Source organism: Paenibacillus thalictri (assembly GCF_004307995.1).
GTDB lineage: Bacteria > Bacillota > Bacilli > Paenibacillales > NBRC-103111 > Paenibacillus_AF > Paenibacillus_AF thalictri.
Genome location: NZ_SIRE01000019.1, coordinates 74,434 through 86,496 on the forward strand (window position 1 = coordinate 74,434; position 12,063 = coordinate 86,496).

10 protein-coding genes are annotated in these 12,063 nt (G+C 50.0%); all 10 read right to left on the reverse strand.

The window, feature by feature from the left end:
- Positions 1–49: 49 nt before the first annotated feature.
- The 10 genes from EYB31_RS24935 to EYB31_RS24980 all read right to left on the reverse strand — a co-directional run bounded on the left by EYB31_RS24935 (position 50) and on the right by EYB31_RS24980 (position 12,050).
- Positions 50–2,416, reverse strand: a complete 2,367-nt coding sequence (locus tag EYB31_RS24935) for a helix-turn-helix domain-containing protein (RefSeq protein WP_131016148.1) — start codon at positions 2,414–2,416, stop codon at positions 50–52.
- Between the two features lie 95 nt (positions 2,417–2,511).
- On the reverse strand, positions 2,512–2,946 hold the full coding sequence (locus EYB31_RS24940; protein ID WP_131016149.1) for a Rieske (2Fe-2S) protein: 435 nt from the start codon (positions 2,944–2,946) through the stop codon (positions 2,512–2,514).
- Positions 2,943–4,064, reverse strand: a complete 1,122-nt coding sequence (locus EYB31_RS24945) for an amidohydrolase family protein (protein WP_131016150.1) — start codon at positions 4,062–4,064, stop codon at positions 2,943–2,945. The genes EYB31_RS24940 and EYB31_RS24945 overlap by 4 nt, the downstream gene beginning before the upstream one ends.
- A gap of 49 nt (positions 4,065–4,113) precedes the next feature.
- Entirely contained in the window at positions 4,114–5,766 is a 1,653-nt protein-coding gene (locus tag EYB31_RS24950) for an extracellular solute-binding protein (protein WP_131016151.1), read from the reverse strand.
- A 26-nt stretch (positions 5,767–5,792) separates the two neighbouring features.
- Complete coding sequence (locus EYB31_RS24955) at positions 5,793–6,686, reverse strand: carbohydrate ABC transporter permease (protein WP_131016152.1); 894 nt, start codon at positions 6,684–6,686, stop codon at positions 5,793–5,795.
- Positions 6,687–6,700: 14 nt separating this feature from the next.
- Positions 6,701–7,672, reverse strand: a complete 972-nt coding sequence (locus EYB31_RS24960) for an ABC transporter permease (protein WP_131016153.1) — start codon at positions 7,670–7,672, stop codon at positions 6,701–6,703.
- 227 nt (positions 7,673–7,899) lie between these two features.
- Positions 7,900–9,060 carry a galactonate dehydratase gene (gene dgoD / locus EYB31_RS24965; protein ID WP_131016154.1) on the reverse strand — a complete coding sequence of 387 codons (1,161 nt, stop codon included), beginning with the start codon at positions 9,058–9,060 and terminating at the stop codon, positions 7,900–7,902.
- Between the two features lie 51 nt (positions 9,061–9,111).
- On the reverse strand, positions 9,112–10,263 hold the full coding sequence (gene dgoD, locus EYB31_RS24970) for a galactonate dehydratase (protein WP_131016155.1): 1,152 nt from the start codon (positions 10,261–10,263) through the stop codon (positions 9,112–9,114).
- A gap of 28 nt (positions 10,264–10,291) precedes the next feature.
- Positions 10,292–11,122: a carbohydrate ABC transporter permease gene (locus EYB31_RS24975; RefSeq protein ID WP_240762822.1), complete on the reverse strand. Its 831-nt coding sequence runs from the start codon at positions 11,120–11,122 to the stop codon at positions 10,292–10,294.
- Positions 11,112–12,050: a carbohydrate ABC transporter permease gene (locus EYB31_RS24980; RefSeq protein ID WP_131016157.1), complete on the reverse strand. Its 939-nt coding sequence runs from the start codon at positions 12,048–12,050 to the stop codon at positions 11,112–11,114. The genes EYB31_RS24975 and EYB31_RS24980 overlap by 11 nt, the downstream gene beginning before the upstream one ends.
- Positions 12,051–12,063: the final 13 nt, after the last annotated feature.

A 12,063-nucleotide genomic window follows, 5' to 3' on the forward strand; every position in this document is an offset into this window, starting at 1 on the left:
ATTTAATATTTGGAATCGGTATAGCTGTTTCACTCTTTTCGGAAGCTCTTTATTCTTCCGATCCGGCGATCTGCGATCCCTTATCACTTGACAGCTCGCGGTAACGCGCCGGGGTGACGCCTTCCGTCTTTTTGAAATTGCGGATAAAATTCATCGTATCGACATAACCGATTCGTTCGGCAATTTCCGTTACTGTGAACGATGTTGTGCGCAGCATCGCCTTAGCCTTTTGCATGCGCACCTGGCCTAAATAACGAATCAGCGGCAGCCCGGTCTGATCCTTGACGAAGCGGGTAATATACGACGGGGAAACGCCGAAACGCGCCGCAATGTTTTCCAAGGTCAGACTGTTGTCCGCATAATGAGCTTCAATAAACGATAATATATTGTCGCGAAGCTCAAAATTATGGCTCTCTTTTTTCATCATTAACGTATCGCACAATGTTCTGCATATACGGACAAGCTCATATTCCAGGCGTTCTATGGTCACGTAGGAGTTCGTGAGCAGTTCCTCCACTTCAAGCCTGAAGTCCTTGGCATCCTCCCATTCATCGATCGTCCGAATCAGCAGATGAATCAGCCCTTTACACGAAGCTTCCGCCGCTGCCGGCGTGGCCGATTTAGCAGCGATCGCAGACAATATATCGCCGATCGCCCGCTCCGCCTCATCCGCTTTCCCTTGACGGATTGCCTTGACCAACTGCTCCTCCATATTGACCGGATAACCGGATAACTTGGAGGCTGCATCTTCGGTATAAAGCTGCTCGTAGATCAATACCTGCTCGTTTCCTTTAAGAAACCGATAATATAAAGCGCGCTCCGCATCGACAAATGACGACCGCAGCTCATCGAGCTGCTGGCAGCTGCGTCCGATGCCAATGCTTAACGAGAACTTGTAATAGCTTTTGAAAAACTGCTGGATCTTGACGGCAATACCGCGAATCTCGCTGTCTTCGTCGGACATTTTCGGAATGTTCATCACCACGGCAATGCCGCGCTCTTCGGCAAGGTCGATTCCAAACCCTTTGCCGATTTCTCCGATCAGCTCTTCCGTTACATTGATTACGCTAAACTTCAGCAGGTCCTGCATATTGGCCGAATACCCGCGCTGAAAAGCAAAAGCGTCGTCGATTTCCAAAATCATCACTTTGAAATGAGAATGAACAAAATGAACGCCCGACATTTCGAACAAATTATCCAGTTCGTACAAGCGGTCTGATTTCCCCTGCAGCAATGACAACAGCAGCTTTTCCCGCAGCAAGCCGGTCCGGCTGTTCAGTCTTGCCATCATCGTTTCATGGCGGGTCGTTTCGCGTAAAGCGTCCGACAAGTAATCGAATTCGTCCCCGCTTCCGTTTGTGGCCTTGTCTCCGGCACGCTCTCCGAAAATCGTCACCAGCTCGCGCAGCTTCCGGTAATTAATATTGGCCAGCAAAAAAGACAATACGAGGCCTAAAAACAACAACGAAACAAAAACCGCCGTAATGATTTGCTGTGTGGACTGCACAGGCTGAAGAAATTTGTCCGACGGAATCAGCGTGACGTAGGTCCACCCGTTGACAGTTGACGGCAGCTTTACGACCGAATAATTGGATTGCTGCAGAACAAGCGAGTTGATCTGCCTTTGAAGCTGGGCGGCGGAAATCCGGCTCCACACCGCTTTCAGCTCTTCGGCGTTCCATTCGCCGCCTGCGGTAACAATCGGCCGGTCTTTTTCATCGACCAGGAAAAACGCTCCGTTGTATTTTTGCAGGAAAGGGCTGACGTAATCGTTCACCGTCTGTTCGTTCAGGAAAAAGACGACGGTGGCATACGGATTTTCCGTATTGGCTGGAAGCGGATACAAATAAGTCGCGAACCGCTGCCTGGAGGCGCCGTTGTTAAGCGATATATTTTCCACCGGACGGATCAGCGGCCTGTTAATAGATGCGCTTGTTTGCACGAACTCCTCTTCATTCCAATGCTCGTAGCGGAAAACGTTGTTGAAAAAATAATGCATCTGATAAACGCCGTCCGCCGTAAACAACCTCCGTTCCGGAGCGCGATTAAGGACAATCCCCAGATTGGACAAAAAGGTGTTGCCAAACCGGTATTTATTTAATTCGTTCACCGAATGGTACCAATCATATCCGGAATTGTTCAGCGCATAAGGCGTCAGCTGCTGATTTTCGGCGATCTGCAAAGCAATCCGCTGCATTTCTTTAAAACGCACATCCATCGTGTCGCGCACCTGCATTAATGCGGCGACGTTGGCATTTTCCACTTCCTCTTTGAACACTTGCAGGAAATGACTGTACACGGCAACGCCGGTAACGGAAAGCAAGATCAAGACGATTAGCACGTACGACAAAAAATATTTATAAAACCGGATGGATCGGTTGCTTCGGAACCTGAAGCGGCGGAAGACATTCATCATCGGACATTCGCTCCGTTTTCTTCAAACTGATGATGATTCAGATCGTTCTTATTAACTTTATCTTCGACAAAGCGGTGCCAAAAACCTCCATCACCTTACAGAAGCAGGTAAACATCATCTTGATCCGCTTCCAGAATGCCTTTTTCCAGATTTTCATTATGGAGTCCCGTTCCCGCCGCTTCAGTGCCGGCGGCCTTATCTGCTCCGCCCACTTCGACCTTGCCTCTTCTCAGCTTGGTCTCCGGGTCCACGAGATGCTCGCCTGTCTTCAAATCAAACTCCCATCCATGCCACGGACAACGAAGAATTTCCTGATCCCGTCCATAAATGTATTCATAGACAAGGGAAGGCATTCGAGTCCCGCACACCACTCCGGCGCACACGGGCGCTCCCGCATGAGGACATACGTTACGCCACGCGTATAGCTGTCCGCCGATATTATAGATTCCATATTCGATTTCTTTGACTTTGACGATCTTTTTGCCGCCTACGGGAATTTCATCGATTTTGGCTACCCGGTATTTGTTCATGTCCGCTGCTCCCGCTTTCCATCCGGTAGTAAGCCGTATAACTCCATGGCCGTCTCCGACAGGATCCGCCGTTTCAAATCGCGGGGCATCGGCGGAAGCGCCATTTGCGGATTGTCGAAATCCCAGTGCGGATAGTCGGATGAGAACATCACGGTTTTCTCCGCTTCGATCATCCGTAAAATATGCAGCAGATCCTCGGGGTTCCCCGGCTCTTCGATCGGCTGCGTCGTCAGCCGGATATGCTCCTTAATGTATTCCGATGGCAGTCTCTTCAGCCAAGGTACGGAATCCCGCAGCGCTTTATAATTTTTATCCATCCTCCACATCAAGTGCGGCAGCCAGGCAATACCGCCTTCGATCGCGACAAACTTTAATTTCGGAAATTTGACGAATACCCCTTCGCATACAAGACTGTTAATATGTCCCATATAGTTAATAGGCAGTATGTTATGCCATTCGAAATAACGCGTCGGATACCCGGCGGGCGTAGGAGGATAAGCGACACCTTTGCCTTCCGAACCGGGATGAATCGCCACCGGCAGCCCATAATGCTCGGCGGCTTCATAAATTTTATGATAATACCTCTGACCAAACGGAAAACGCGCCCCGCTGCACATCATGATCTGCACGATGTCCGGATGTGTGCCCACCCGCTCAATCTCTCGGACAGCCGCATCGGGATCGGAGAAATTGATAACCATCGAACCTTTGTAGCGCGGGTCCGCCTTCAGCCATACTTCGATCAAATGATCGTTGTAGGCCGACGCAACCGCATTCCCGAAGTCGGGATCGGGATGCAGCGAGCAGCTGCCGGCGGCATGGCCGGTTAATATGGCATAGTCGATGCCGTAACGTTCCACGTGATGTTTGATCATATAGTGGGGATCGCTGCCCCCGTAGGCCCCTTCATCGGTGCGTGAATCCTTGCGGTTGACGTCGCCAAGCGGAGAATAAAACGGATTGCCGATCAATTCTCCTCCCAGCCATTGCGCATGCCATACTTTCGGCAGAAATTCAAGCAGATCCGCTTTGCTGTTTAACGTATTATGGACATCGGTATCTATAATACGCAGCGCCTGACGTTCTTTTCCGGCCTCCTGCTGCAAACCTTGCTCCATTGTCTCCACTCCTTGTTTTCCATTAAATATTATATTGGACCGGAAAACCTTAATTTTTCGTAAAACGGTCATATGCCGTCTGGTTGAGCGACAGCCATTTATCTACGTTCATTTTTTTCAACGTGCTGACATAATTGTCCCATTCGGAGAACGGAGCGGCTCCGGTCACGAATTTAACCCGCATCTCGTTAATATAAGTGCTGATATCGGTGCCAAGCACGTTGATTTGATCCTGCTCCTCTTTTGTAAACAGCAACTGCGGAAGCAGCTTCTTCGGCATATAAGGCTCCACCAGCTTGGTGGCATCAACCGCCGTAGGATACATATTGCCCGATTTGTCGATTTTCTCGACAATGTAAAGCGGTACCCCGCCGCCCGGCCATGTCGTATATTGGCCGATCGCCTGATCGAGCGACAAGCCGTTCGGGTTTTTCACAATCAGATCCGTGTATTGCACGCTGCCGTCCGGGTTCGTTTTATACGTTTCGCCTTCGATCCCCATTCGCAAAAACTTGGCCCCTTCTTCGCTGTAGAAGAAATCAACCCAACGCATCGTCGCTTCCGGATATTTGTTTTTGCTCGTAATCGCAAAGGTGCCTTGCGACAAAATATTCGGACTGACCGGGCTGAACAGCTGATCGCCATGAGGCCCTTTCAAGGCGGGAACGCCGACATAATCATCCACATAGTTCGGCCCGACGATAAAACCGATATTGTTGCCGCTGGCCGAACCAACGGTTTGCGCAAAACCCTTGGCGTATAATTGAGGCGGATCTTGGGCAAACACTTCCTTGTCGATAAGGCCGTCCTTGTACATCTTCGCCATAAATTCCAGCAGCTCTTTATACCGGGGATCCATCACATAGACGCGAAGTTTTCCGTCCGGCCCAAAGTCGATTTTATCGTTGTTGCCCCCGTTGCCAAGTCCCCAAGCTCCACGCAGACCTAGCCATAATTTAAACTCCGACTTGTCGCCGGACCACGGGACCTCGTCCGCCTTTCCATTCCCGTTCGGATCTTTCTCCTTAAACGCTTTGAACGTGGTATAAAGCTCATCGGTCGTTTGCGGCATGGGGAGGCCCAGCTTATCAAGCCATTTTTTATTGATAAACATCTTGGTGGCCCGCGGAGACACATGATCAATGACTTGCGGCAGCGCATAAATTTTGCCGTCCGGAGCGGTGATCGACTTTTTCACCTCAGGGTACTTCTGGAACACGGCTTTCAAATTCGGAGCATATTTCTCGATCAAGTCGTTAAGAGGGATTAAAATGCCTTGGGTGCCGTAGTTCACCATATCCATCGTCGTCAGTTGGCCGCGATAAAACGCATCCGGCAAATCGCCGCTGGCCAGCGCAATGTTGCGCCGTTCAATAAACCCGTTATCGGGAGCGCTATTCCATTGGATTTTGATATTTGTTTTTTTCTCATACTCTTGAAGCACCTTCATGTCTTTCCACTCAGCGTGCAGCGCGTTTTTCGCAGACATCATCGTCAGTGTGACCGGCTGGTTCACAATTGGAAAGCCAGTGGCGTTAAGTCCGGACGGCTGCGTTTTGGAGGCCGGTTCAGCCGTTTTCGGCGAATCATTCCCCTTGCTTTCGTTACCTGCCGGACCTCCGGCCGTACATGCCGCCAGCAGTGCTGAAGTGAGCAGCAGCGCACCCGAGGAAGCAGCCCAACGCTTTCGATTTTGCATCATTTTACAAGCCCCCTATTAAAATTGATTTATCCTTTAATGGCGCCAATCATAATTCCTTTCACAAAATACCGCTGCAAAAACGGGTACAGCAGCAGCACCGGCAAACTGGAGACGACGATCACCGCGTATTTAAGCACTTCCGCCAGCATCTGCTGCCGTGCCGCCGAATCGGAATCGCCGGACATCATATCCTGCATCTGATTCATAATCAGCAGCTCGCGCAATATCAGCTGCAGCGGATACATGCTGCGGTCCGATAAATAAATTAAAGCGTTAAAATAGCTGTTCCAATGGCCAACCGCATAATACAAAATAATGACAGCGATTACAGGCATGGACAAAGGAAGCACGATGCCAAGCAAAATCCTGAAATTGGACGCTCCGTCCATCACCGCCGATTCCTGCAGCTCCGCAGGGATCGTATTTTGAAAAAACGTGCGCATGATGATCAGATTAAACACCGATACGGCTCCCGGCAGCAGCAGCGCCCACATCGTGCCTTTCAGTCCGATCGCTTTGACGACCAGGTACGTCGGTATCAGACCGCCGCTGAAAAACATCGTGAAGACAATAAACAACATCATCGCATTGCGTCCGGCCAAATCTTTGCGAGACAGCGGATACGCACCTGCAATGGTTAATACGACATTTAACGCCGTCCCGACTATCGTATACACAAATACGTTGCGGTAGCCGGTTAAAATATCGGCATTTTGAAATACGCGGGCGTATGCATCCAAATTAAATCCCTTCGGCCACAACCATACCTTGCCTTGCATGACCGCCATCGGATCACTGATTGATGCGCTCAGCACAAATACAAGCGGATACAGTACGACGGTTAGTACGGCGGACAGCAGGAAGATATTCGCCGTATCGAATATCCGGTCGCATCGGGCGGATCGGATCGTTTTTTTCATGAGGTCCCCCCTATTTACCACAGACCTGTCTGGCTTACTTTTTTGGAAAGATGGTTGACGGAAATGAGCATGAAGAAATTGACAAGCGAGTTAAACAGCCCGACCGCCGCCGAGAAACTGTACTGCGCACCGAGCAGCCCTTGCGTATACACATAGGTCGAGATGACCTCCGACGCCTCGCGGTTGAGATCGTTTTGCATCAGGAACACCTTCTCAAAACCGACGCTCATCAGTTGGCCGACGTTCAGAATCAACAATACGATCGCGGTCGGCATCAGACTTGGCAGCGTAATATGGATGATCTTCCTGAATTTGTTCGCCCCGTCTACAACAGCCGCTTCGTATAATTGCTGGTCGATCCCCGCTAATGCAGCCATGTAAATAATCGACGCCCACCCTGCATTTTGCCATACGTCCGATAACACGTAAAGTGTTTTGAACCAGCCCGCCTCGGAGAAAAATGCAATCGGTTCACCGCCGAACGTAACAATCAGCTGATTGAGTAAACCGTTGCGCGGCGATAAGAAAGCCATCATCATACCTACCAATACAACCGCCGATAAAAAATGCGGCGCATAAGTGACCGTCTGTACGGTTTTGCGAAACCGCACGCTGCGCAATTCGTTCATCAGAATCGCCAGCACGATCGGTATGGGAAAACCAACGGCCAATTGGAATAAACTGATGCCAACCGTATTGCGGATCAGACGCCAAGCGTAATACGAGTCGAAAAAACGCTGGAAATGTTTAAGTCCGACCCATGGACTATCCGTTATCCCTTTTACGGCAATGAAGTCCTTGAAAGCGATTTGCACCCCGTACATCGGCAAATAATGAAAGATGAAGAAATACGCCAGCACCGGACTGATGAGCACATACAGCTCCCAGTTTTTCATTAGCGCATTCCGCTTTCGGCGCCGCGCCGCCTTGCTGTCCGCAGCCGCTGCCGGCACGGCAAGCATCGGCTTATCTACTGCGTCGTTCATGGCATGCCTCCTTTCTGTGAGAATAATTTGATCGTGTGCTCAATCGCTTGTAAGCGCCATATGCAATTCAAATTCGTGACGACAAATAATTTACAGCGAAAATTTCGCGACCTTCATTTTTTTACATTGCCGCTATAGGGCTGCTTAAAGCTTGGGATTCACGAAAAAAAGCTTGCCGCTAGGGCAAGCTCAGTACAAGTGCATCAAATGACCGGCAAACGATGGAGTTAAAAATACGGCATGGACTCCGGCGGACGAATGTCGGTTAAACTTCCGGTATAGTGCCTTAAATCATGCGGCTGATAAGGATAGTTTAGAGCAGCTTCTTCGTTCAGCTCAATGCCGAGCCCGGGCAAGTCGGGAATATGCATATATCCGTCCGCGAACAGCAGGTGCTCGTCGGTAATCTCTTTACGCCATGGAACGTCGGTAGCCATAATTTCCAGATAGAAAAAATTAGGCGTGCACGCCGCAAGCTGCAGCGTTGCTGCGTTAGCCACCGGACCGCTGGGATTATGGGGAGCAAACGGTATATAATAAGTTTCGGCCATGGCGGCGATTTTCCTGCTTTCCATCAGTCCGCCGGAGTGGCTGATGTCCGGTTGTACGTAGTCAAGCGCCCGCTTCTCCAGCACATCCTTAAATTCATACCGGGTGAACCTTCTTTCTCCGCCGGCTAAAGCAACAGGGGACTTGCGCCGAACTTCGGCCATGGCGGCGATATTATCGGGAGGGATCGGCTCCTCGAACCATACCGGCTTAAAGCAGGCGATTTCTTTGGCGATTTCAATTGCCGTCGGCACATTAAAGCGGCCATGACCTTCAATAAACAGATCAACTGACGAACCCACCGCCTCCCGGACTGCGCCAATACACGCTAATGCGGTTTCCAACTCTTCGTTGGAAATGGTCATATACGATTTTCCGAACGGATCCCATTTTAAACCCTTGAATCCCCGTGTTACCGCTTCTTTGGCTTTTACCGCAAATTGTTCCGGTTCCTTCGCTCCAGCGAACCATCCGTTGGCGTACACCTTCACTTTATCGTGATATTTGCCCCCGATCAGACGATACACCGGCACGTTTAACGACTTGCCGTTTATATCCCACATCGCCATCTCCACCGCGCTGATCGCAGACATCAGAACCGGCCCGCCGCGCCAATACGCATCGCGGTACATGTTATGATAATGGGCTTCGATATCAAGCGGACTTTTGCCGATTAAATACCTTTTCAAATCTTCAATTGCGCCCGTTACGGCATGCTCTTTATATTCCAAAGTCGCCTCTCCGACACCGGTTATTCCCTCGTCGGTATACAGCTTTACGAATACAAAATTGGTTCGGAAGCAATCGACTACAAATGTTTTCAGATCGATGATTTTCATCAGTTCACTACTCCCATCCGGCAAATGTGCCAATAGCTTGCTTAATGCTTATTACCAATCGGCAAGCGACCCATCCTCGTGGTAGATGAGCGGTGTTTCCCAGCTCCCGTCGAACAGCTTGCCGCGAATCGCCTCTTCGTCCAGCTCAATGCCAAGACCCGGTCCCTTGGGCACATCGATATAGCCGTCAATAACTTCAAATGGCGTCTTCAAATAACCGACACCCAAATCGGACAAGTCGTCGGCGCCGGGATGCTCTTGAATGAGGAAATTAGGGGTGCATGCGTCGAGCTGCAAGCAAGCGGCCAGGGAAACCGGGCCCAGCGGATTGTGCGGCGCAATCGTCATATAATACATTTCCGCCATCGAGGCGATTTTCCGCCCTTCAAAAATGCCTCCCGCATGGCATGTATCCGGTTGAACAATAGCGACCGCCTGCTTTTCGATCAATTCACGGAAACCCCACTTGCTGAATAAACGCTCTCCCGCCGCAATCGGCACACGGGTGGAGCGGGCAATATTAACCATGGCATCAACGTTTTCCGGCAAACACGGCTCCTCAATAAACATCGGATAATAAGGCTCCAGTTCGGCGGCAAGACGAATCGCCATAGCCGGGCTCACTCTGCCGTGAAAGTCGATTGCCAGGTCCATCTGCTCGCCAATCGCCTCGCGTACTGCCGCAAATCGGTTCACGGCTTCACGTACGGCATGCAGCGTATCGATCGGCGCGATCGGCGGAATGATTGAATACTTGACAGCCGTATATCCCGCACTGCGGCGGGCAAGCGCCATAGCGACCATTTCATCCACTGAGTTACCTCCGGCAATCGCGGTTTTTTTAATGTGCGAGTACATCCGGATTTTTGTTCTGCACGCACCGCCGAGCATCTCATACACCGGCATATTGTAGAATTTGCCCTTAATGTCCCACATCGCCTGCTCAATTCCGCTGATCGCGCTCATCTGTACGGGGCCTCCGCGATAAAATCCTCCGCGGTACAAAACCTGGCAATGATGCTCGATATAACGCGGGTCCTGTCCAAGCAAATAGTCTTCACATTCCTTGATAAACATTTCGACGGAACGGCTCCTGCCTTCAAGCGTCGGTTCTCCGTAACCGATAATCCCTTCGTCGGTGTGCATTTTTAAAAGCAGCCAACGCGGTTTTACATGCAGCAGTTCCAGCTTCGTAATCTTCATGCCCTTCTCATCTCCCCTATAAATCGAGCTATTTCATACCCGTCATCGCAATACCTTCGATAAACCTCTTCTGGGCGGCAACAAACACAAGCAGCAACGGCAGAGCGGCCAGCACAGCGGCAGCCATAAGCAAATGCCATTCGGTTCCGCTCTGATCCGTAAACATGGACATGGCCAGTGGAATTGTGTACAGATGGTCCGAATTAATAAAGATAAGCGGTTCGAAGAAATCATTCCAGCTGTTCAGGAACGAATAGATGGACAAAGTAGCAAACATCGGACCGCCGAGCGGCATCATCACTTTAACAAACGTTTGCCATGGATTGCAGCCGTCCATTTTTGCCGCTTCCATCAGCTCATCGGGCAAGGTGATATAAAATTGACGGAACAGAAAAATACCGAATATGCCGCCGGATCCAAAAATTTGCGGAACAATCAACGGAAAATGCGTATTGACCATTCCCAGCTTGGAAAGCCAGATGAACAGCGGTATGACCGTCGCTTCCGTCGGTATCATCATGCTGCTTAACAACATCAGGAATATCAAGTCCTTGAACCGAAAGTGCAGCTTGGCAAAGGCATAACCGGATATGGAAGCGAAAAAGCATGTGCCGATCGTCACGATGACCGCAATGTATATGCTGTTGAAATAATATTGATGAAACGGAATACGCTTGAACAAATCGGCAAAGTTGCTCCATACCAGCGGATGAGGATACCACTGCGGAGGAAACATGAAAATTTGCGAGCGGTCCTTCAACGAATTTGTCAGCATCCAGTAGAACGGCAAAAATACGATCGCGGAAGTTACAGCAAGCAATAGGTATGTGAGCGTTCCGCTCCATGTTTTACTGTTCATAATGGATCCACCTCTTTCTGGCATGCCACTGAATGAGCGTAAGCAGCAAAATCATCGCAAATAACATGACTGCAATCGCCGAAGCATATCCAAAATCGTACTGCTTGAAGGCGACCTCATAGATGTAATAAACGATAACGTAGGTGCTTGTACCCGGACCGCCTTTGGTCATGACAAAGATCTGCCCGAAAATTTTCAACGAGCCGATAATCGTAATGACCGCCGCCAAAAAGATGGCTGGTGTTATCAGCGGAAGCGTAATATGCCGAAAGCTGCGCCATCCGGATGCACCGTCTATTTTTGCAGCTTCGTAATACATTTGCGGTATGTCGTTGAGCGCAGCAAGAAAAATGACCATCTTTAGTCCGACATTTTTTAATACGCTAACCAAAATGATGACGCCCATCGTCAGCCTCTCATTGTAAAGCCAGGCCGGACCTTCGATTCCGGCCAGCTGCAATAATTGGTTGACCAGCCCGTGGTCGGTTGCGAATATGTATTTCCACACAATAGCCCATACAACGATCGATACGACTACCGGAGAGAAGATCGCCGTCCGGAAAAATACGATGCCCGGCCACTTGCGCCTCAGCACAATCGCCAGCAGCAGGGCCAGCGACAAATCCAGCGGAACAAAGCCCGCTGAAAATACAAGCGAGTTGACAACCGACTTCCAAAATAACGCATCTTCGAAAAACGCCTTCCGGAAATTTGCAAATCCGATAAATTCAAGCTTCTTAAGTAACGACCAATTCGTAAAACTCATCGCAAAAGCTGCCGCCATCGGGCCAAGCAGAAAAAACAAGTACCCGGCGACCATCGGCGAAATAAAGATATAGCCAAACAAGCCGTCGCTGTTTTTTCGTCTATTAATTTTTGCCGGAGCCGTGTGGGGGATAACTCCCCGTTTGATTGCTGATCTGTCCATCGGTATCGGGTTC